Consider the following 22,779-nt stretch of genomic DNA (forward strand, 5'->3'; position numbering starts at 1 on the left):
TCTTTTTTGTCATCTATTCAGTAAAAGGCCTGAAGCCCAGTCTGGGCCCGGCCGAGGATCAAGCCATGCACATCATAGGTACCCTCATAGGTGTTAACGGTTTCGAGATTGAGCATGTGCCGCATTACGTGAAACTCATCGGCAATACCGTTACCACCGTGCATGTCTCGAGCCATTCTTGCAATCTCCAGGGCCTTACCACAGTTGTTTCGTTTGATAAGGGATATCATGGTGGGGTCCAGTTTCCCCTCGTCGATAAGGCGCCCTACCCGTAAAGCGCCCTGAAGCCCCAGTGCTATATCAGTTTGCATATTTGCAAGCTTGGTCTGAAACAGCTGTGTTTGCGCCAGAGGGCGGCCAAACTGGATCCGGTCCAGCCCATATTGGCGCGCGGCGTGCCAGCAAAATTCTGCCGCCCCCATTGCCCCCCACGAAATGCCGTAACGGGCCATGTTCAGGCAACTGAACGGCCCTTTCAGGCCTCGCACCTCAGGTAGCAGGTTTTCTTCCGGCACAAACACGTTGTCCATTACTATCTCACCGGTGATGGATGCCTTGAGCGACAATTTACCAGTGATCTCCGGGGCAGACAGACCTGTCATTCCTTTCTCAAGGATAAACCCGCAAATCTGGTCATTTTCAGCCTGGTTTTTGGCCCACACCACAAACACATCGGCAATAGGGGAGTTTGTGATCCACATTTTGCTGCCAGTTAACCGATAACCGCCATCGACCTTAACCGCGCGGGTAACCATGCTGGCCGGATCGGAACCGGCCCCCGGCTCAGTCAGGCCAAAACAGCCAATCCATTCACCACTGGCAAGCTTGGGCAGATAGCGCTGCTTTTGCTGCTCACTGCCAAAGGTGTATATCGGATGCATTACCAGCGAAGACTGTACGCTCATGGCACTGCGATAACCGCTGTCTACCCGCTCTACTTCACGGGCAATCAAGCCATAACTGACGTAATTCACGCCGGCGCAGCCGTACTCATCAATGGTGGCCCCCAAAAGACCTAGCTTCGCAAACATTCTCATAATGCCGGTATCAAAATAACCGTTGCGGTTCGCTTCAAGAATGCCCGGTTGCAGTTCCTGCCGGCAGAAATCTCGGGCCGTATCCCTTATCAGGCGTTCTTCATCAGACAACTGGTGTTCCAGCAACAAAATATCGTCCCAAGGGGCGTGATTGATCGTACTCACTGAGGTTTCCTCTTATTATTGTGCAGGGTGGCACAAATCATAAATGGTTCAGGGGCACGCAGGTAGAATATTTGATCTGTTCCATAGCAAAACTTGAGGTTACGTCATTCAGATCAATACCATTGACCAAACGCTTGTAAAAATGGTCGAAACTGGCCATATCTGAGACCAGTACTTTGAGCAGATAATCAAATTCTCCAGACATACGGTAAAACTCCACGACTTCCTCAAAAGCCGACGCGTGACGGGCGAAGGTATCCAGCCACTTGCCATCGTGTCTGCCAGCCTTGACCTGCACAAACACTGTCATCGCAAGCCCCAGCTTTTCAGCACTGAGCAAGGCCACTTTTTTCGAGATAACACCGTGTTGCTGCAAACGCTGGATGCGTCTCCAGCAGGGAGTTGAAGTTAGGCCAACCTGCTCGGCAATGTCATTAAGCGCCAGGTCGGCATCATGCTGAACCAAGGACAAAATTGCCTTATCAGTATCATCCAGAGCAATATTTTTCATATTTCACCATTAAATAGAATTATTTTCCAAAAAAGTACCAAAGCTGACCCACAAAGAGCAACCCAATTCTTATCAAACTGGCATTCTGGAGATAACGGCAACAATCAGAAGAATTACTATGTTTGACGAACACTACACTTCCTCCATTTCAGAACGCATACCTCGCATTTATGACAGTATTACCCAAACCATTGGGAATACGCCGCTGGTGCGTCTGAATCGGCTGGCCAACATTGCAGAGCTGTACACAGCTCCACTGGCAAAGGTGGAATACTTTAACCCGGCCGGCTCTATCAAGGACCGCCCGGCCTACGCCATGTTGCAGGCATTAATTGAATCGGATGATTTTTCGCCTCAAACTGAAATCATTGAAGCATCTTCCGGTAACAACGGTGTGGCTTGCGCTTGGTTATGTGCACTGTTCAATATTCCGCTGACCGTGGTGATCCCGGAACATATGTCAATAGAACGGCAAAAGCTTATCCGTCACTACGGCGCACAAGTGGTCACCACCCCCAAAGCGCTGGGTACCAAAGGAGCTATTGATGAGGCCAAACGGCGGGTAGAACTCAATCCCCATGCGGTATCGCTGGATCAATTCGCCAATCAGGCCAACCCCAACGCTCACGGGGCTTCAACCGCTCAAGAAATATGGCGTGATACACAAGGTAAGGTAGACGTTATTGTGGCAGGAATCGGCACCGGAGGCACCCTGACGGGGCTGGCTCACACTCTGCGTGAATACCAACCCAATCTCGAGGTGGTTGCAGTAGAGCCTGCGCGCTGCCCGGTGCTCAGTGAGGGCAGAAGTGGGGTACACAATATTCAGGGGCTGTCATCCGGGCACGTGCCCGAAGTACTGGACACCCAGTGTTACGACCGCATCATTACCGTAGAAGACGAGGTAGCCATTGCCCAGGCCCAGCAACTGGCGCGGCTCGAAGGCCTGGCTGTAGGAATATCATCCGGCGCTACGGCCTATGCCGCATGCCAGTTGGCCAGCCAACCTGAGTATAGGGGGAAAAATATTGTGGTCATTCTCGCAGATGGCGCTGAACGCTATTTTTCCACACCGCTGTTTGACTGATTGCTGAGCCGTTTTCAGTGCGCCCCAGGGCCAGAACTCCTAGAGCCACCAGGGCGTGCTGAAATCCACCTGCTCAGCAGGCAATTCAATTGCATACGGTGGCTCAAACGCTTTCCAGAACAAAGCACTGTAGCGATTGTCCATAATCTCAAACTTTCCCGCATGCTGGTATTCTTTGAGCAGAGTTGCGTAAGCCTGCACCGGAAACTGCGGATTACTTTGCTGAAAAATTACCGTACCGCTGTATTGCTCGTACAGAGCCTTGTCGATTTGCCAGCGCCTGACCTGCTTTTCAGCGACTTCCGAGATGCTCGGCTTGTCACTATTCTGCCCTCCTTCAACCGACAGGTACTGAGCCCTGAACTTGTCTACGAAACGCTGCTTCAGTATCGGATCAGTTTCGATACCCTGGCGGCTGGCAAAATCAGCCAGAACTGCGTCAATTATCAACTCAGACAAACGCCCGTGGCGATATTGCGCCAATGCCATGTCCTTTGTGGCCTTATTGACCCGAGCCAGTTGGCTGAGTTCATCTGCGGTGGGGCTGATATCGGATTCCGTTATGGGATTGGAAAACAATTTGGCAACGGCGACATCCTGAGCCAGTGCATAGCTCTGCAGGACCAACATCATGATCAGTCCCATCGCTTTAATCGTGTGACGCTTCCAGACTTGCACTTTGATGCCCTTTTTTATGGCGTTCTGAACAGGATAATACATTGATTCGTTGACCGGCATAATACTCCTGCACAGCATTAAATCCCATAGCCCGCTAACTACCGTCAGGTAGGTGGCAATATTGTTAAGTCAGTAGTATCAGAAGGGTGTTATTCGGGGGTATTTGTGAATGGGTGGGAAGAAAAGCAGGGCAGACCGCAATCCACCCTGCTTTAAAAATTCGTCAGTTAGAGCGCCGTTACGTTTGCAGCCTGCAAACCTTTCTGACCTTGCTCTACTTCAAACTCGACGCGTTGTCCTTCCGCCAAGGTTTTGTAACCTTCTGAAACAATCGCACGAAAATGAACAAAAACGTCCTTATCGCCGCTATCCTGCGTCAGAAAACCATAACCTTTATCTGCGTTAAACCATTTAACGGTGCCTGTAACTTTAGACATGTAGACCTCAAATATCACTTAAACTCGCGCGCTTGCGCAGACTTGCGCCTTTAATTAGAGCGAGTTATTCAGGTCTTACGTCGGGATGGGCAAATGACATACAACAAGTCACCGGGTAACTTGCGCGGCTTTGCATCAATGCAAAAACAAAATAATCCGTCTAGTTAAAGACTGAGATTGGCAAGCCCGGGCAAATTCACTGCATAGCCCCGGATAACCAGTCTCAGGCCCACTATATCACTGATTCACAAAAAAAATACACCCGTGAATCAGTTAATTGCAGATCGGCGTGTAAACTCGCCGAATCAGTATTGATTTTGCGCGCCTGAAAATTGGCCGCGATCACTCCACAACCCGGGGGGCTTTCCCCAGGCGCCAGGCTACAAACCAACAGCTTAATCCGGCTGTGGCAAGCCCGGACGGAATTAGCCAAAAAGAATCATATAACGGCAAGATCGCTGAAATTATGAGCAATGTTGCCCCAATTGTGCGGTAATGGGCTGCGTGGTTGGCGCGCTTTTGCAGCCCGATCATAACCCGCTGGGCACGCTCCTGATGCTGCGAAAACTTCTTCATTTGCTGCAGGCTGTCATACAACAAATCGGGCATTTCAGGTAACTTCTCTGACCAGTAGGGAAGATTCTCCCGAACCTTCTTAAACATGGCCGCCGCCCCCACTTGCTCACGCATCCAGTTCTCAAGAAACGGTTTGGCGGTTTGCCACAAATCCAGCTGGGGATACAGTTGCCGCCCTAACCCCTCGATGTACAACAAGGTTTTTTGCAGCAACACCAATTGCGGCTGTACCACCATATTGAAGCGACGGGCTGTGTTGAACAACTGCAGTAACACGTTTCCGAATGAAATTTCTGCCAGCGGCTTCTGGAAAATGGGCTCACACACGGTTCGAATCGCCACTTCAAATTCGTCAATATTGGTGTCACCCGGCACCCAGCCCGAGTCCACATGCAACTGTGCTACCTTGCGATAATCCCGGTTAAAAAAGGCGATAAAATTCTCAGCCAGATAGCGCTTGTCATCCCGATTCAGTGTCCCGACAATGCCGAAGTCAATGGCAATGTATTGTGGGTTGTGCGGCTCATGGGTGGAAACAAAAATATTGCCCGGATGCATGTCTGCGTGAAAAAAGCTGTCTCTGAACACCTGGGTAAAAAACACTTCAACCCCGCGCTCGGCAAGCTTCTTCATGTTGGTATTCTGCGCCAGCAACGCATCAACATTAGAAATGGGAATACCGTAGATACGTTCCATTACAAGGACATTCTTGCGGCAATAATCACTGTAAATATGCGGGACGTACAGGGTTTCAGAACCTTCAAAATTGCGTCTTAGCTGAATGCCGTTGGCCGATTCCCGCAGCAGGTCGAGCTCGTCGATCAGCGTTTTCTGATACTCCTTTACCACTTCTACCGGGCGCAAACGCCTGCCGTCCGGAAGCCAGCGCTGCAGCACTTGGGCAAGTGTGAACATCAGTTCAAGATCTGCATCAATGGTGGCGCGTATACCCGGCCGTAGTACTTTTACAACCACATCCTGCCCGCCGTCGCGAAGCCGGGCGGCATGGACCTGAGCTATGGAAGCCGAAGCCAGTGGCGCAGAATCGAAACTGCTGAACAGCTCGCTCAGCGATTGCAGGCCCAGCGCTCGCTTAATAATCTGCTTTGCCTGTTCGCGATCAAAGGGCGCTACCTTGTCCTGCAGCCTGGCCAGTTCGTTGGCAACATCCGGCGGCAGCAAATCCCGGCGGGTAGACAGCATCTGGCCAAACTTGATGAAGACCGGCCCGAGGGACTGCAGGGCCAGCGTAATGCGGGCGCCAGTGCTTTTATCCCGATGCCGGTTTCGGATCCAGAACAGACTCTTTCTCGTAGCCTTGGCATACCAAGGCAGCAGGCGGTCCGGGATCAGTTCATCGAGACCGTGCTGAAGCAACACCTTATTGATGTGATAAAACCTGACAATGCGCATCATTTATGTATTTTTTAATTGCTTTTGTAATTGTGAAAAGCGGGCATCCAGACGCTCCACGTCATCCCTTAACCGATCCACTTCATCAGAAAAGTGCATAACCGCCAGTCGATGGGCCGCCAGTGTTTTCTCTTCCACCAAGGCGTTGCCAACTCCAGCGTTAATTCTGTCAAGTACGCCAAGCAACGATTCTTTGGCGTGTGCTGCAAGCGCAAAGGTCTGGTGCGCAACCACATCCCCCGTATAACGGGAAAGCTGCTCTTCCCAGTCGATATCCAGACTCTGAAACAGGTTACTGGCGTGCTGGGCGATCTGCAATTCACCGTCGACCTGCAAGGCTCCCTGTTGGATCAGACGGGTCAACTGACTGGTTTGGGACAACTCTCCCAGTACGTCAAGGCGGGTTTTAATGCAGCATTCATTGCTGCCCAGCCGTGCGACGGTGGCCGAGTGCTCATGTTCCAATGCCAGCACATCTACCTTGTCGGAAAAGGCCAATGCCAGGCCCCGACGAAAAGGCTCCAAAAACACCAGCAGCCGGTAACCATGCAACTTCGCGAGACGATCCGCCGAATCGGGGTCCAGTGCCAACAGGCGGTTGAGGCCCTGCTCGAGCGTTGCGGTTAACAGCGACTGTGCCGGCATTAAAACTTAAAGCCCCGATGCAGGGCGACAATGCCACCGGTTAGGTTGTGAAAATCGCATTGCTCAAACCCTGCGGTTTCAAACATACCTTTGAGGGTTTCCTGATCCGGGTGCATGCGGATGCTTTCCGCCAGATACTGATAACTCTCGGCATCATTAGCCACCAGCTGGCCCATTTTGGGCAGAATGTGAAAGGAGTACATATCGTACAACTTGCTCAGATGCTCCGATTGGGGTTTGGAGAATTCCAGCACCAGCAATCGCCCGCCGGGTTTAAGCACTCGGAATATGGAATTGAGTGCGTTCTGCTTTTCGGTCACATTTCTGAGGCCAAACGCCATGGTCACCAAGTCAAAGCTGTTGTCCGGAAATGGCAGCGCTTCAGCATCGGCCTGAACGTAATCCAGGTTGGAAATAAGCCCCATATCACGCAACTTATTGCGTCCTACCGTCAGCATGGAGTGATTGATATCTGCCAGGGTAACTGAGCCTGTCGGGCCAACCAGACGGGAAAATTTGGCTGCCAGATCGCCGGTGCCACCAGCAAGATCCAGCACTTTATGCCCGGCACGAACACCGGAACAATCGATGGTGTAACGCTTCCACAGGCGATGAATACCCATCGACATCAGGTCATTCATAAGGTCATATTTGGCGGCTACCGAGTCGAACACTCCGGCCACCATGGAGGCCTTTTTCGATTTTTCGACCTGCCTGAACCCGAAGTGGGTTTGATCGGCTTGATGGTTTGCCTGTGGCGAATTGTCTGAAACAACCGGGTTATCGCTCATAACCTTCCTGATACGTCTGTGTATGATTGCCCGAAGTGTACCCAAAAGCGCTGGTCAGCAACAGCGCTAATTGGAATGGTTAGTCCCCCAGCTGTAGGCCAGGATCAGGCTTAGGTGTTGTAAAGGACGGCCACTTTGTTGCTGCCATTCGGCAAACTGAGCATTGATGGCAGCCAGGCTTCGCTTACTGGTGGGGCTGCCGCTAAACACTTCATGTTTACGCAGATAATCTTCCACGTCCTGCGACAGCAGGAAGGTGTCAACCCCCATACTGCGCAGCATGTAAGGGCCGGTATTGCCGCCCAGCCTGGCACCGTGCTCCTTGAGGAACTGCCACAGTTCGGTAATATTGTGCGCTTCATACGACGCCACAAACTGACCAAAGCTACCGTGCTTTTGACTCACGTCCTGGATCATCAGCGCGTTGTCCCGCACGGTCATGATCTTCTTATAGTTGCGCACTATTTTGGGGTCGGTAGCTCTCTGTTCGAGCATTTCATCCGGCATCAACAACACTTTTTCAATGTCGAAAGCAAAAAATGCAGCCTCAAAATCCGGCCACTTCTGCTCAATCACCCGCCATACAAAGCCCGACTGAAACACCTTCTTGGTCATGGCCGAGAGGAAGCGGTCATTGCTGATCGCCGCCACCTGTTGTTTGTTCAGCGGTGCGGACAGCAAACTTTCCAGCGCTGCACTGCCGCCTTTTCGTTCCGCTGCCCGCTGGTAGATGCTGTCAAAACGTTCGGCAGTCACGTGCGAATGCCGTTATGGCGCAGCAGGGCATCAACCTGGGGTTCGCGGCCACGGAAGGCCACAAACAAATCCATCGGCTCGCGGCTGCCACCCATTTCAAGTATGTTGTGGAGGAAGGAATTACCGGTATCGCGGTTGAATATACCTTCTTCCTCAAAGCGGCTGAACGCATCGGCAGACAGCACTTCAGCCCACTTGTAGCTGTAGTAACCCGCCGCATAGCCACCCGCGAAGATGTGCCCGAAGCTGTGCTGGAAGCGGTTGAATTGTGGTGGCGTGATAACCGCGACTTCGTCACGCACCTGGTTCAGTACCGTCTGCACATCCACACTGGCACCGTCCTGCTGATGCAACACAAAATCAAACAGGCTGAACTCCAGCTGACGCACCATTTGCATGGCAGCCTGAAAATCCCGTGCTGCCAGCATGCGCTCGAGCAACGCTTCAGGCAAAGGCTCACCGGTTTCAAAATGACCTGAAATAAAATTCAGCGCCTCTTCCTGCCAGCACCAGTTTTCCAGGAACTGGCTGGGCAGTTCAACCGCATCCCAGGGAACCCCATTGATACCCGATACACCGGCCACCGACATTTTGGTAAGCATGTGGTGAATGCCATGGCCGAATTCGTGGAACAGAGTCACCACTTCGTCATGGGTAAACAGGGCGGGCTTATCGCCCACCGGGGCATTGAAATTACAGGTCAGGTAAGCCACCGGCAACTGCAGGTCGGCGTTGAGGGTATGGCGGCGCACGCGGCACTCGTCCATCCACGCGCCACCGCGCTTTTTGGCCCGGGCGTACAAATCCAAGTAGAAGCTGCCACGCATCACGTCGGCGTCATCGGTAATGGTGAAGTAACGTACATCATTGTGCCAGGTATCGATGCCGGGCTGCTCAATGATTTTCAGGCCATAGAGGCGATGTACCACTTCGAATAAACCGGACAGCACCTTGTCCTCCGGAAAATACGGCCGTAGCATTTCATCGGAAATGGTGTATTTGGCCTGCTTAAGTTTTTCGCTGTAATAGGGAATGTCCCAGGCTTCAAGGCTTTCAACATTGTGTTCGGCTTTGGCAAATTCGAGCACTTCCTGCAGTTCCCGCTGAGCCTGGGGGCGGGATTTGTGCGCCAGATCCCGCAAAAAAGTGACAACCTGATCGGTGGATTCGGCCATTTTGGTCGCCAGCGAGCGCTCGGCGTAATTGTCAAAATCCAGTAACCGGGCCAACTCGCTGCGCAGCGCCAGGGTTTCCTGAATGATGGCGGTGTTGTCCCATTGGCCGGCCTGGGGCCCCTGATCAGACGCACGGGTGGCATAAGCCCGGTACATTTCCTCACGCAGCGCCCGGTTGTCGGCATACAGCATAACCGGCAGGTAGGAAGGAATGTCCAGGGTGAAAAGCCAGCCCTGCAGGTCTTTGGCATGGGCCGCTTGGGCGGCAGCATCCAGTGCCGATTCCGGCAACCCGGCCAGTTCCTCTTTATCGGCCACGTGTCGGGTCCAGCCCATGGTGGCATCCATCACATTGTTGCTGAACGTGGAAGAAAGCTCACTGAGGCGCGCCTGAATTTCGGCATAACGCTTTTTCTGCTCGGCGGGTAACGCCACACCGGAAAGGGTGAAATCACGAATGGTATTGTCGATGAGTTTTTGCTGCTGCTGTTCCAGACCTGCGTATTCTTCGCTTTCACGTAATTGGGTGTAGGCTTTGAACAGACCTTCGTGCTGCCCCACCCAGGTACCGTACTCTGACAGCAAAGGCAGACAGGAGTCGTGTGCTTCCCGCAGCTCATCACTGCTGACGACAGAGTTCATATGTGACACCGGCGACCACATTTTGCTTAAGCGATCGTCAATTTCCTCAATGCGCATGACCAGATTCTGGTAACTGTAGTCGCCCGACGCGACCACTTCCTCAATGGTGTTTTTACAGGCTTCAATGGCTTTTTCTATTGCCGGTTTGATGTGCTCAGGGTCGATACCTGAAAAAATGGGCAGCCCCTCTGTGTGTTCGATTGCCGGTGTGGTCATTGAATTCTCACTTTGCCTTGAAGTTGGGTTTCATCTTATGCCATTTGAAATAAGGGTGCGCACACATTTTTACAAGGGCGTCCAGACAAGGTGTTGCTGCTTCCCTTTCATTTCGGCACTGAGGATTTTGTGTCAGAATACCGCCCTCACTTCCTAAGCGGGTTGGCTATGAAAGAATTCGATTACATTTGCATTGGTGGTGGCAGTGGCGGTATCGCTTCTGCAAACCGCGCTGCCAAACACGGTGCCAGGGTTGCCCTGATAGAAGGCAAAGCCATTGGCGGCACCTGCGTAAACGTGGGCTGCGTGCCCAAAAAAGCCATGTGGTACGGCGCCCAGATAGCCGAAGCCATCCACAAATACGGCCCGGATTATGGTTTTGACACCACCGTCAACCAGTTCAGCTGGGCAACCCTTGTTGCCAGCCGCGAGGCCTATATCGAACGCATTCACGGGTCCTACGACAGAGTACTGGCTGCCAATAAGATCACCTGGATAAAAGGCTTCGCCCGCTTTGTGGATGAACACGTCATTGAAGTTGACGGCGAGCGCTACACCGCTCCGCACATTACCATCGCCACCGGCGGCACGCCGCTTATTCCGGATATTCCGGGTGCAGAGCTCGGCATTGATTCCGATGGCTTCTTTGCCCTTAAGGAACAACCCCAAAACGCCGTCGTTATCGGGGCAGGCTACATCGCCGTAGAACTCGCCGGAGTGCTGCACAGCCTAGGTACCCAAACTCACTTGGTGGTGCGCCGCCATGCGCCGCTGCGCCATTTTGACCCCATCGTGCATGAAACCCTGGTCGAAATCATCGAACAGGAAGGCCCGACGCTGCACACCCACGCCGAAGTTAACAAGGTAGAACGGCTGTCGGCGACAGAGTTGGCGGTGTATTTGTCCAATGGTGAGACTCTCACCACGGACTGCCTGATCTGGGCGATTGGCAGAACGCCGAATACCGGCAATCTGGGGCTGGAAAACACCTCTGTTGTGCGTAACGGGCAAGGCTATATTGAAGTGGATAAATATCAGAATACCCATGCCAGCGGCATCTACGCTGTGGGGGATATTATTGGTAAGGCGGAACTGACCCCGGTTGCCATCAAAGCCGGACGGCTACTCAGCGAACGGCTGTTTAATGGCCAGAGCGAGGCACATATGGATTATTCCATGATCCCGACGGTGGTATTCAGCCATCCGCCCATCGGTACCATAGGGCTGACCGAACAACAGGCAAAATCCGCATATGGTGACAGTGAAGTCAGTGTATATACCTCTTCCTTCGCAGCCATGTATACCGCAGTGACCCAGCATCGCCAGGCCACCAAAATGAAACTGGTATGTGTAGGTAAAGAACAAAGAGTGGTTGGTTTACACGGCATTGGCTTTGCCATGGACGAAATTCTGCAAGGCTTTGCCGTAGCGATCAAAATGGGCGCAACCAAAGCGGATTTCGACAACTGTGTAGCCATCCATCCCACCAGCGGGGAAGAATTTGTGACTATGACCTGATCACGCCATGTTGGAGTTTAGACGTGGGCTTCGGAATGGCTCCGAGCCCACTTCCCACCCATCAAACCTTATTCAAACAAAGGCTATTTTTCAATAAATTAGGTGGATTGCACAATGGTGCCACCGTTTTCATTGGTGCCTTCGATGGCGTTCTCCCGATATATGACGGAATCGCTGAAAGTCACAGTGCCAGCAGGCCTACCTAACAAAAGTTGTCCTCGGCCTGAGGACGAATAACCAACTCATGAATATGGGTTTTTTCAGCCGTATCCAGCAGATTCAGAATCGCCCTAGCCACCTCACCGGCTTCCAGATACTGAGGGCGGTCGGCTTCACGAAACTCGGTGTTCACTCCCCCGGGGTATACCGAAATAAACTTAATGTTCTGACCTTTCAGTTCCTTACGCATGACCTTGGTGTAGCCATCAAGAGCAGCTTTGCTGGCGGTGTAAGCCGCAATGCCGGGGTTTGCGTACAAACAAACCGTTGACAGAACGTTGACTACAGTTCCACAGCCCCGCTGTAACATGGAAGGCAACACAGCCTGAATGCAGGCGATGGGCGCATAGCAGTTCACCTGCATCAGCCCTTCCATCTGCTGGATTGTGGTTTCTGCTCCCGGTGCGCGCACGTTATTCAAACCCGCGCAGTTAATCAGTACAGAAACCGGCCCATGTTGCTGCACCGCTTGCTCAACGAATTCGTCAAGAGCTTCCTGAGCAGTAAGACAATATGCCCGGCAAAACGCTTTTTGCGGGTATTGCAACATGTCCTGCGTCTGTGCGAGTTTTTGCTCATTGCGCCCGCACAGGCTGAGAAAAACACCACGCTGTTCCGCCTGCACGGCCAGTTCACGCCCTATGCCCGACGATGCGCCGGTAATTAACAGGGGCCTTGTCATGCTCTCCCTCCCTATATAGTGAATTTATATGTACATTATTAGCAGATTGCCGACAACAACGCGGTTAGTTCTGCTAAATCTGACAGCATCATTGATAGCCATAAAACTTACCTAAAACGCCCCCTAAATACAGTGCAAGTTGTTGCAAATGCTGGTATTAATGGTCCGTCCACTGGTTTGATTTGTCTACTGGCGCCGATGACCACAACGGCAACTGGCTCCCAACACAGTCAATTCAAAACCCATTGAGTGAGAATGTTCAGGAGCTTCAGAATGGATTTAATTTTCGATTATTTACTCACCCCGCAAACCCTGTTTCTGGTGTTTGTGATCATTATGGTCAAGGTATCGATTAAGTTCGTACCGCAAAACCGCGCATATCTGATTGAACGATTTGGCAAGTACCAGTCCACCAAAGAAGCGGGCCTGAATTTTATCATGCCGTTTATCGACCGCGTGGCTGCCGATCGTTCACTAAAGGAGCAAGCGGTGGACGTGCCTGAGCAAAGCGCCATCACCAAGGACAACATTTCACTGCATGTGGATGGCGTGCTGTACTTTCGGGTGCTGGACCCCTACAAAGCCACTTATGGAGTCGACGACTATGTATTTGCCGTTACCCAACTGGCTCAGACCACCATGCGGTCAGAGCTCGGTAAAATGGAACTGGACAAAACTTTCGAAGAGCGGGATCTGCTCAACACCAATATTGTTGCGTCGATAAACGAAGCTGCCGGCCCGTGGGGCATCCAGGTTCTGCGTTACGAAATTAAGGACATTGTGCCACCCAACTCGGTAATGGAAGCGATGGAAGCGCAAATGAAGGCCGAGCGGGTTAAGCGGGCGCAGATACTGGAATCCGAAGGCGACCGGCAGGCTGCCATCAACCGCGCCGAAGGGGAAAAACAATCCGTGGTGCTGGCCGCCGAAGCGGAGAAGGAAGAACAGATCCTGAAAGCCGAAGGTGAGGCCCGGGCAATCATGGCGGTAGCAGAAGCCCAGGCCAAAGCGTTGCGCGAGGTAGGTGACGCCGCTAACACCGAAGCTGGCCAGAAGGCGATTCAATTGGACCTGGCCACCAAGGCAATTGAAGCCAAGCGCGCGATCGCCAAGGAATCTTCGGTGGTACTGCTGCCCGACGGCGCAACCGAAGCCAGTGCGCTGGTCGCCCAGGCCACCAGCATCATTCAGCAAATGAATAAGGGCGGCGCATGAACTGGTTAAACGAGCACCTGGTGCAATTCCTGGCTGTCAGCGGACTGGCGTTGCTGGCGATAGAAGTGTGGGTGCTGGGTTTTGCGACTTTTTTCCTGTTCTTCATTGGTATTGGATTACTCATTACGTCCGGGTTGATTCACCAGGCACTGATCCCAGCCAGCGTCCTCTCTGCGGTTATGAGCACGTCCCTCATTACCGTTTTGTCAGCGCTAATACTTTGGAAACCGCTGAACACAATGCAAAATCGGGTCGAGAAAAAACCGGTTACCAGCGACATGGTTGGTCACAGCTTTGTGCTTGATGCCGCGGTTTCTCCACAACACCCGGGCAGTTACCGTTATTCAGGCATAGAGTGGAAACTTCACAGTAACAGCGCGCTCCCCAAAGGCACCCGGGTAAAGGTAATCGAAGTTCAGGTAGGGGTGTTTGTAATTGCGGCTCAGGATAGCTAGTATCGCCACCACCTCCTGCTTTCAGAATTTACTGGCCCGTTGGCAGAGCGGGCCATGCTACTTATCAACGTTCACCTCCACAAAAAATTAATATAGTATTACATAATCTCTCTAAGCTGCGGAATCCTCCTCATGCACCGCCTGTTCCGCCAATCCAAATTTGGCAAGTTGATACTGTGTACCCTTTTTTTCAGCAACACAGGATGCGCAGAAAGCACCACAGAACGCTCCTTTCCGCTGGGTACTCCTGCATCGCTGATCGGATCCGGTGCACAATGGGAACCTGACAGGGGCACGTTTCGTATTAGCCGTTCCGTAACCTTTTCAAGTTTCACCAACGGAGAGATGGATGATGATCTGGAAGGTTTTTACTGGACCGTAGCGCCTGAAATCAGGCACATCATTATCGAGAAAGACGTCACCGTACATGGTCATTTTCGGGTCACTGCGCCCATCACTATTGAGGGCAGGAACAGAAAAACCTCTCGCATTTTTGGCACTAATACCAAAGCCTGGGCCAGAGGCCCAAATGGTGTGGAAGACCAAGGCACGTCCTGTAAGACTCCAACCCAACCTGCAGCGGTTGCCGGAGACGATCGCGCTCACGATTGTGAAAAGTGGTTATTTGGTGCTATCAGCGTTGCACTGGATGCCCCGACCGAAGGCCATTATCGTTTTAAAAACATGACTTTAGAAAACCCCAGAACCTATGCTATCACCGCTTTCAGGCAGGCTCTGGAGATCAACAATATCGACATCCTCAATACCCGGCCAGCCCCTGATTACTCAAGCAATTCAGATGGCATCGGCGGTGGAAAAGGAACGTTGATTGAGGACGTGTTCATTGATACCTGGGACGACAGTATCAAAATCTACCGGGATATGGTCATCCGCAACGTCAGGATTGTGCATAACCAGAATGGATCCCCGTTCCAGTTTGGGTGGTCAGACAAGGAGCCCGTTACCGCCACCCTCAACAACATTGATATCACGCAGGGTAACCGGTATGTAGGCCGGGTTTACAACCTGCCTTTGTTTGCCAACTCCGGCGGCACCGTGTCGCCCAGCCTTGATATTACCAAGCTGCGTTTTAACTATGACGACAGAGTCAGTGTACGAAAATGCCCGTCAACAACACCTATGCCTCTGGTGTACTTATCCGATCCTGCAAGCGTTGTGAAAGTAGCAACCAGCGAGCGCGTATGGAATGCGCTCAACCGCACACATTGTGGCAACGGCACCCTTCAGCGAATTTCAACGCTCTCAAGCACGGCTGACTAATAGGCCAACCGGAATTAAGCACAACTTACTAACCTATTCTATATTCAAAGTATTGTGGCAATAATGCGATGGTATTTCATGCAGGATGACGAGCTGGTTTTCGCCCAGGACGATGAGCCGGACGAGCAGGGAGCGCAATCGCCCCCGTGGGTTATTCTGTTGGTTGACGACGAAGAAGAAGTTCATCACGTCACTCAACTTGTATTACAGGATTTCACCTTTGATGGGCGCAAAGTTGAGTTGTTGTTTGCCCGCTCTGCCGGGCAGGCACAGAAAATTCTGCAGCAGGCTCCGCGTCATGAAATCGCCGTTGCCATGATAGATGTGGTAATGGAAACGCATCACGCCGGCCTGGAACTCATCCGCTGGATCAGAGAAAAACTGAACAATCACGCCATCCGCCTCATCATTCGTACCGGCCAGCCAGGAGAGGCGCCTGAAGAAAATGTCATTCGGGATTACGATATTAACGACTATAAAAGTAAAACCGAATTAACCGCCTTGCGGCTTAAATCAATGTTGTACACCGCGCTGCGCGGCTTTCGGGATATCAGCACACTTGAGCATCACCGCCTGGGGCTGGAAAAAATCATTGCGGCCACTACCCATTTTATTGAATGCGATTCCCTGCAACAGTTTGCCAGCAGTCTGCTGGACCAGATTGCAGTGGTACTGGAACTCGAAGCACACAATATTGTTTGTTGTGCGGCGACCAGTGAAAGCCAGACTGGCGCGCTGTCTGATTTAACGCTGTTGGCCGCCAACCCCAACGCCACATTGGGTTTTGCAACTGATATTCAGGATGTTAAGCCCCACATTCGAACCGGCTTGGAGCTGGCGCTAAAACAAAAACATTCAATTCAGTCTCCCCACTGCTTTGTGGGTTACTATGCCACACAAAAAGGCACCGAAAGTCTGCTTTATGTAGCCCATGAGGGGCCTTTGCTGCCCGTTCAGCATCACCTGCTGGGTTATTTCACCCACAACCTTGCGGTGGCTCACGAAAACCTCAAACTCCGGGAAACCATTCGGGAATCCCAAAAGGAACTGTCGTATATCATCGGCGAAGCGGTGGAAGTGCGCTCCAAGGAAACCGGCAGCCACGTACGCCGGGTGGCAGACTGCAGCTATCTGCTGGCCAAGTACTATGGACTGGACGAACAGGAAGCGGAAATGATTCGACTGGCCTCACCCCTTCATGATGTCGGCAAAGTGGGTATTCCTGATGTCATTCTGAACAAGCCCGGTCGTCATACCTCCCAGGAGTCAAACATCATGCGCACTCACGCCGAAATTGGGTATGAGATGCTAAAAGATTCCGCCAATCCCATCCTTCAACTCGGAGCACGAATTGCCTTTGAGCACCACGAATGCTGGAACGGAGGGGGTTACCCCAGGGGGCTGGCCGGCAAAGACATTCACATCGCCGGGCGAATTTCCGCGGTTGCAGACGTGTTTGATGCCCTTGGCAGCCGTCGCTGCTACAAGCAGCCCTGGCCTATGGACGATATCATTCGCTATTTTGAACAAAAACGCGGGCAGGCCTTTGAACCCAGACTGGTCGATATTCTGATTGACCACATCAGTGAATTTGCCGCCATCCGCCGACAATATCCCGATCTGCACTGACACCGGGTCACACAGCAGCGATTGTGCAACTCAACGCTTCGCTTTTGCAATCTGATTACTGGCCTATTACCTTATTGGTTTTCAGACACTCTTTGGCTTGGAATAACTAAAATGACGACTGCCACACGAAACTGGCTGGGCGCTTCAGCGCTCGCCGTGCTGCTTGGAATAGTGCCTGCCACTGCCAGCGCACAGAACCCGACAGATAGCACATCCGGCTACGATACCGAAAACTGGGATGTACTTAACCCGCCATTCGAACTGAATGCTGTTACCATTCGCACCGAACAGACTACCTGGTCCAGCCTCGATATTTCTCCCGACGGCAAAACCATGGTGTTTGATATGCTGGGAGATATTTACCTGGTTGATGTGACAGGCGGTGACGCCAGGCCCCTGACCCAGGATTTTGCCTGGAATATCCACCCTTCTTTTTCCCCTGATGGCAGTCAAGTTGCCTTTATCTCTGACCGCGGGGGAGTATCGAACATCTGGGTAATGAATACCGACGGGACTAACCTGAAACAGATATCCCAGGAAAAGGCCAATTTGATTCACAGCCCCAAATGGAGCCCGGATGGTGATTATCTGGTTGCAACCAAAGGCATTATGTCCAGCCGCAGCATTCCCGCCGGTGAGATCTGGATGTATCACAAAGCCGGTGGTGATGGTGTTGCCATAAAAGAACGGGTAAACGGCCAGCGTGATCAGCAAAACATAGCAGACCCGGTGTTTTCCCACGATGGCAGGTACCTCTACTACACCGAAAATACCGTGCCCGGCAGCCGCTTTGACTATAATCGGGACCCGCTTGAGGGCATTTTTGCCATCACCCGCTATGACCGCGAAACCGGTGAAGAGAGCCGTTTTGTCAGTGGTACCGGCGGTGCCGTTGTCCCCACTCCGTCCCCCGACGGCAAGTATCTGGCTTTTGTACGCCGGGTAAAAAACAAAACCGGCCTGTTCGTCAAAGACCTCACCAATGGTGAAGAAAAAGCTCTGACTCTGACACTGGAGAGGGACATGCAGGAAGGCTTTGGTTCGGAGGGCTACTTTGCCTATTTTGACTGGCTGCCGGATTCTTCCGCACTGGTTTACTGGACAGCCGGTAACTTTCATAAAATCAACATCGACAACCTCAATATTAGCGACATCCCGGTATCGGTAGAGGCGACAGTCCAGTTTGCCGATGCACTACGTTTTAATGTGGCTGTGGCTCCGGACCAAGTCGATGTGCGCATGATCCGCTGGTCACAGAAATCACCAGATGGCAAATCAGTGCTGTTCCAGGCACTGGGCAAGCTGTATGTGCGTGACATAAAATCCGGCAAAATCCACCGCCTGACCAAACAGAGCGATCACGACGAATACTTTCCCCGATATTCAAACGACGGCAAATACATTGTGTACACCAGCTGGAACGATCAGGAGCTGGGGCAGGTTCGCATCGTGCCTGCCCGCGGCGGCAAAGGCAAAGTCATCACCAAGCAGCCCGGTCACTATGTGGAACCCAGCTTTTCGCCAGATGGTAAAAAAGTCACCTATCGCAAATTCACCGGCGGGTACCTGCTCGCTCCAAGATACTCGCTAAACCCCGGGTTGTACGTCATTGACCTGGATTCCGACACTGAAACCAAAGTTGCCGACTCCGGATTCGAGCCACATTTCGCCGGTAGCAGTGAGCGGATTTACTTCACCGAATCGGTAAGTGGCAAACCCTACCCCGAAACCCAGTTGAGCAGCGTCGACCTCAACGGCGAAGACAAGCGTACCCATTTGTACGGCGCTGACAAAATCAGTGAATACCGCTTATCGCACGACGGCAAATGGGTTGCCTTTGTTCACCAGTTCAAAACCTACGCCGCACCGTTTTTAGACAATGGCAAAACCCTGAATCTCGGCCCGGATATGACGTCTCTGCCAGTCAGACAACTATCTGCCCAGGCTGGGGAATACCTCAACTGGAGCCCCGGCAACGATTCTGTTGGCTGGTTCCATGGCCCTTATTATTTTGAGCGTGCTCTGAAGGATGCGTTCAAATTTGTCGAAGGCAGCCCCGACCCTCTGCCCGAGCCGGAAGAGGAAGGGATGGATCTGTCCTTTCAGGTTGATGCCGACAAGCCAAAAGGCTACAAAGCCCTAATTGGTGGCACGGTAGTGACCATGCGCGACGCCGACAGGCAACAGGAAGTCATTGAAAACGGGGTGGTGCTAATAAAGGATAACCGCATTGAAGCAGTAGGAAAGATGGGCAATGTCGCTATCCCCGATGATACTCAAATTCTGGATGTGAGCGGCAAAACGGTGCTCCCCGGGCTGGTTGATACACACGCCCATGGTGCTCAGGGTCGCAATGAGATCATCCCACAGCAGAACTGGAACCAGTACTCTAATCTCGCCTTTGGCGTTACCACCATCCACGATCCGTCCAATGATACCACTGAGATTTTCGCCGCAGCCGAACTGCAGCGCACCGGCAACATCCTGGCTCCGCGGATTTATTCAACCGGTGCAATTCTCTACGGCGCTGAATCCCTGGGCTACAAAGCGGTTATCAACAGCTACGAGGACGCCTTCTTCCACGTAGAGCGCCTGAAGGAAAGCGGAGCCATTTCGGTAAAAAGCTACAACCAGCCACGCCGTGATCAGCGCCAGCAGGTACTGTGGGCATCTCATAATCAGCAAATGATGGTAGTGCCGGAGGGCGGCGGTAAATTCCAGCAGAACATGACCATGCTGGTTGACGGGCACACGGGCCTTGAGCACAGCCTGCCCATTCCCAGAGGCTATGACGACGTCTCCCAGCTGTGGAAAGCAACCCGATTCGGTTACACCCCTACTTTTGTCGTTTCCTATGGTGGCCTGATGGGTGAGGAATACTGGTATGATCGTACCGAGGTGTGGAAGAATGCCCGCCTGCTGCGGTATACACCGTCCTTCCTGCTGGATGAACGCGCCATTCGCCGGCCAACGGCTCCGGACAACCAGTACAATCACTTTGCCGTTGCCCGATATGCCAAAGAACTGCGCGATCAGGGCGTGACTGTGCACATTGGTGCCCACGGCCAGCGCGAAGGGCTGGGAGCACACTGGGAGTTATGGCATATGGCTCAGGGAGGCTTCACCCCCTGGGAAGCACTGCGCGGCGGTACCATAGACGGAGCACGCCATCTGGGCATGAGTGGCGACATTGGCAGTATCGAAACCGGCAAGCTGGCCGACCTGGTAGTAACCGACGGCACAGTGCTGTCTGATATTCGGCGCAGCGAGTATGTTTCGTATACCGTCCTTAACGGGCGAATATACGATGCTGCGACAATGAACGAAATCGGCAGCAGTAAGCAACGTCCCTCCTTCTTCTTCGAACAGGACAATGCGACCTTTATGCCGGAAGAAACCCGCTCTGAAGTCAGCGCCAAAGCGCATAAATATCACTGGCAACACTGAGATAGTAAGCGCTTAAATAAAACGCCCCGCTGATATTCCGGGGCGTTTTTTTATTTCCGGGGCAGGCTAGCGGTTTCTGCCGTACTGTTCATGAGACGAGACCCAGTCGGAAGAGGAAATTGCCGACGCCAGTGATATTTCCCCTGCCAGTGCCACAGCGCCCACGATTTCTGCAAATTTGTAAACCTTGCCACGCCCATAGCAATCCAGCATTTCCAGGCACTCTCTTTGAGTACCAATTCCGGTGCCGCCACCATAGGTCGCCACAATCAGAGAGGGTATAGTCAACGAAATATACAAATCCCCTTCATCGGTCAATTCCGAGTACATAATTCCTGCAGAAGACTCTGACACATTCGCCACATCCTGCCCTGTGGCGATAAACATGGCGGTGATGCCATTGGGTGAATGCAGTCCGGTATTGTTCACCCCGGATAAAAACGACCCGACTCCGGCCACGCGCCCGTGATAATCAATTTGTTTGGGCTCCACCCGCATTACGTTGAGCAGATGCTCGCGTTTAATAGTCGCTTCGGCAGTTACCCTTTTTCCCCGGGTGCGCATGATGTTTATCTGGGATGCTTTTTTATCTGTGGCGAAATTGGATTCGAGATAAAAATTCTGGACCCCGGGATAGTGGTCCAGAATCCAGCCACAGGCAGCAAAAGTTGCCCTGCCTACCATATTCTGCCCTGCGGCATCTCCGGTTCGGTAATTGAAACGCAAGAAGGCAAATTTATTCGACAGGAAGTTATCAATGTAGGTCAGCTTCGCGACTGACGATGTGGACTCGGCCTGCTCGCGGATAGTCTCAATATTGGCATTCACCCAGGCCACGAAGTCCCTCGCACCACGGGCATTCTCAAATACAAAAACAGGCGCGCGCTGCATTGCATCGTCAACCACGGTTGCCGTCACCCCGCCACTCATATTCAACAGTTTCATGCCACGGTTATACGACGCCACCAACGTGCCTTCGGTAGTCGCCAAAGGCACTACAAACTCTCCCTGGGCATGCTCGCCATTTATATGCAAAGGCCCGGCTATACCGATAGGAACCTGGGCCACTCCGATAAAATGTTCGATATTTCCTTTCAGGCTGCCGGGATCAACAGAGTAACGACCAACATGATCCAGTGTGTGCTGGCTGAACGACTCAAAGTAGCGTTGCCTCTCGGCAATGATTTCCGGCTGATAGTCATCGTGTACATCGCGGGGAATATGTCGGGTACTGCTGCCGGATTCAGACACATTGTCCTGAACATCAAAGCTCAGCTTGCCAAACGGCGACGCTACAAAACACACTTCCAGGTTGCGCTTTTCAGGGCTGACTTCGGCATCGATCTGCAATGTGAGCGTAATTTCCTCGCGCAAAGCAAAAGGCGTTGGCCCGCGCTGGTTCAGTTCACTGGCTTTGATTTGTGACTCAGATCCGGTCTGGACCAGAATCTGATCAGGAGAGAAGATTTCGCCGTCCAGGCTCACAAATTGGATTTCCCGAATTACAGCATCCTTTAACCGGTTTTTCAGGGTAAAGCAGATGCCGTCCGGCGTTTTGGTGAGGCTGCCATGGGTATACAGCTGTCTGAGTAGCATTTTGGGTACAAACATGAGAATTCCTTTATTCGATTTATTTTTAAAGTAGCGGGTTAACCTGACAGTTAACCGCAGCAGGCAATCGGTTCCTGAATTGCGCTGCTTATTCAAATCCTATAGTTGTCGGCAAATTCAGCGCTGTCAAATTTGGGACATCTGTTTCAAAAATGGGACAAATCACCGATTTGAAGCATTAAATTCTCCCTCGTCCTGAGTCTTGAAGCCATTGAACTGACTTTTAAAGTAGTCTGGTGCTGTCAGTAAGGATACTGACCGGAAAAAGGCAATACGAAGTAATGCCCGATTCCATTCACAGCTAGCCGAATAGGAGCAACATATGGAAATCACCAAAAGCAACTGCAGTCTGGAACAAAAAGTGGCTCAACTTTCAAAGCGGGAACTTCAGGTTACCCACAAGATTCTGGAAGGGCTGCCCAACAAGTCAATTGCCAACCAGCTGTTTATCAGCGAAAGAACGGTAAAATTTCACTGCGCCAATATTTACCGGAAACTGGAAATTCGTAACCGGGCAAGCCTGATGGCGGTGTATTTCCGGCACCTGTACGAGCCTGCGCTGACAGCATTTATGAACAGATAACGGGCTGACC

The 22,779-nt window shown here is 52.2% G+C and carries 19 protein-coding genes; 8 read left to right on the forward strand and 11 right to left on the reverse strand.

Going from position 1 to position 22,779, the window contains the following annotated elements:
- Positions 1 to 17: 17 nt before the first annotated feature.
- Positions 18 to 1,202, reverse strand: a complete 1,185-nt coding sequence (locus tag DXV75_RS15145) for an acyl-CoA dehydrogenase (protein WP_245953256.1) — start codon at positions 1,200 to 1,202, stop codon at positions 18 to 20.
- A 37-nt stretch (positions 1,203 to 1,239) separates the two neighbouring features.
- On the reverse strand, positions 1,240 to 1,713 hold the full coding sequence (locus tag DXV75_RS15150) for an Lrp/AsnC family transcriptional regulator (protein ID WP_181898447.1): 474 nt from the start codon (positions 1,711 to 1,713) through the stop codon (positions 1,240 to 1,242).
- A gap of 118 nt (positions 1,714 to 1,831) precedes the next feature.
- On the opposite strand from DXV75_RS15150, the gene DXV75_RS15155 reads away from it, so the two are divergent.
- A complete protein-coding gene (locus tag DXV75_RS15155; RefSeq protein WP_115594269.1) occupies positions 1,832 to 2,800 on the forward strand; it encodes a PLP-dependent cysteine synthase family protein in 969 nt (322 codons plus the stop codon).
- 39 nt (positions 2,801 to 2,839) lie between these two features.
- Here the strand turns inward: DXV75_RS15155 and DXV75_RS15160 are convergent, their stop codons facing one another.
- The 7 genes from DXV75_RS15160 to prlC form a co-directional block, all read right to left on the reverse strand.
- A complete protein-coding gene (locus DXV75_RS15160) occupies positions 2,840 to 3,538 on the reverse strand; it encodes an aldo-keto reductase family protein (protein WP_115594270.1) in 699 nt (232 codons plus the stop codon).
- A gap of 167 nt (positions 3,539 to 3,705) precedes the next feature.
- Positions 3,706 to 3,915 carry a transcription antiterminator/RNA stability regulator CspE gene (gene cspE, locus DXV75_RS15165; RefSeq protein ID WP_115594332.1) on the reverse strand — a complete coding sequence of 70 codons (210 nt, stop codon included), beginning with the start codon at positions 3,913 to 3,915 and terminating at the stop codon, positions 3,706 to 3,708.
- 342 nt (positions 3,916 to 4,257) lie between these two features.
- On the reverse strand, positions 4,258 to 5,904 hold the full coding sequence (gene ubiB / locus DXV75_RS15170) for a ubiquinone biosynthesis regulatory protein kinase UbiB (protein WP_115594333.1): 1,647 nt from the start codon (positions 5,902 to 5,904) through the stop codon (positions 4,258 to 4,260).
- A gap of 3 nt (positions 5,905 to 5,907) precedes the next feature.
- Positions 5,908 to 6,549: a ubiquinone biosynthesis accessory factor UbiJ gene (locus DXV75_RS15175; protein ID WP_115594271.1), complete on the reverse strand. Its 642-nt coding sequence runs from the start codon at positions 6,547 to 6,549 to the stop codon at positions 5,908 to 5,910.
- Positions 6,549 to 7,340: a bifunctional demethylmenaquinone methyltransferase/2-methoxy-6-polyprenyl-1,4-benzoquinol methylase UbiE gene (ubiE, locus tag DXV75_RS15180; protein WP_115594272.1), complete on the reverse strand. Its 792-nt coding sequence runs from the start codon at positions 7,338 to 7,340 to the stop codon at positions 6,549 to 6,551. Before ubiE ends, DXV75_RS15175 begins: the two co-directional genes overlap by 1 nt.
- Positions 7,341 to 7,406: 66 nt before the next feature.
- Entirely contained in the window at positions 7,407 to 8,096 is a 690-nt protein-coding gene (locus DXV75_RS15185; RefSeq protein WP_115594273.1) for a DNA-3-methyladenine glycosylase I, read from the reverse strand.
- The gene (gene prlC, locus DXV75_RS15190) at positions 8,093 to 10,129 is read right to left on the reverse strand and encodes an oligopeptidase A (protein WP_115594274.1); all 2,037 of its coding nucleotides are present in this window, start codon (positions 10,127 to 10,129) and stop codon (positions 8,093 to 8,095) included. Before prlC ends, DXV75_RS15185 begins: the two co-directional genes overlap by 4 nt.
- Positions 10,130 to 10,297: 168 nt before the next feature.
- Here prlC and gorA point away from each other — a divergent pair, with 168 nt between their 5' ends.
- A complete protein-coding gene (gorA, locus tag DXV75_RS15195) occupies positions 10,298 to 11,647 on the forward strand; it encodes a glutathione-disulfide reductase (RefSeq protein WP_115594275.1) in 1,350 nt (449 codons plus the stop codon).
- A 202-nt stretch (positions 11,648 to 11,849) separates the two neighbouring features.
- Here gorA and DXV75_RS15200 read toward each other — a convergent pair whose 3' ends face one another.
- Positions 11,850 to 12,548 (reverse strand): SDR family oxidoreductase, encoded by a 699-nt coding sequence (locus tag DXV75_RS15200; protein WP_115594276.1) that lies wholly within the window; start codon positions 12,546 to 12,548, stop codon positions 11,850 to 11,852.
- Positions 12,549 to 12,821: 273 nt separating this feature from the next.
- Here DXV75_RS15200 and DXV75_RS15205 point away from each other — a divergent pair, with 273 nt between their 5' ends.
- The 5 genes from DXV75_RS15205 to DXV75_RS15225 all read left to right on the forward strand — a co-directional run bounded on the left by DXV75_RS15205 (position 12,822) and on the right by DXV75_RS15225 (position 20,575).
- A complete protein-coding gene (locus DXV75_RS15205) occupies positions 12,822 to 13,763 on the forward strand; it encodes an SPFH domain-containing protein (RefSeq protein WP_115594277.1) in 942 nt (313 codons plus the stop codon).
- The gene (locus DXV75_RS15210; protein WP_115594278.1) at positions 13,760 to 14,218 is read left to right on the forward strand and encodes an NfeD family protein; all 459 of its coding nucleotides are present in this window, start codon (positions 13,760 to 13,762) and stop codon (positions 14,216 to 14,218) included. The genes DXV75_RS15205 and DXV75_RS15210 overlap by 4 nt, the downstream gene beginning before the upstream one ends.
- A gap of 132 nt (positions 14,219 to 14,350) precedes the next feature.
- Entirely contained in the window at positions 14,351 to 15,499 is a 1,149-nt protein-coding gene (locus tag DXV75_RS15215; protein ID WP_115594279.1) for a hypothetical protein, read from the forward strand.
- 63 nt (positions 15,500 to 15,562) lie between these two features.
- A complete protein-coding gene (locus DXV75_RS15220) occupies positions 15,563 to 17,128 on the forward strand; it encodes a response regulator (RefSeq protein ID WP_245953257.1) in 1,566 nt (521 codons plus the stop codon).
- A gap of 111 nt (positions 17,129 to 17,239) precedes the next feature.
- Positions 17,240 to 20,575, forward strand: a complete 3,336-nt coding sequence (locus DXV75_RS15225) for an amidohydrolase family protein (RefSeq protein WP_115594281.1) — start codon at positions 17,240 to 17,242, stop codon at positions 20,573 to 20,575.
- Positions 20,576 to 20,641: 66 nt separating this feature from the next.
- Here DXV75_RS15225 and DXV75_RS15230 read toward each other — a convergent pair whose 3' ends face one another.
- Entirely contained in the window at positions 20,642 to 22,186 is a 1,545-nt protein-coding gene (locus DXV75_RS15230; protein WP_115594282.1) for a hydroxymethylglutaryl-CoA reductase, read from the reverse strand.
- Positions 22,187 to 22,508: 322 nt separating this feature from the next.
- Here DXV75_RS15230 and DXV75_RS15235 point away from each other — a divergent pair, with 322 nt between their 5' ends.
- On the forward strand, positions 22,509 to 22,769 hold the full coding sequence (locus DXV75_RS15235) for a helix-turn-helix domain-containing protein (RefSeq protein ID WP_115594283.1): 261 nt from the start codon (positions 22,509 to 22,511) through the stop codon (positions 22,767 to 22,769).
- Positions 22,770 to 22,779: the final 10 nt, after the last annotated feature.

Source organism: Alteromonas aestuariivivens (genome assembly GCF_003367475.1).
Lineage (GTDB): Bacteria > Pseudomonadota > Gammaproteobacteria > Enterobacterales > Alteromonadaceae > Alteromonas > Alteromonas aestuariivivens.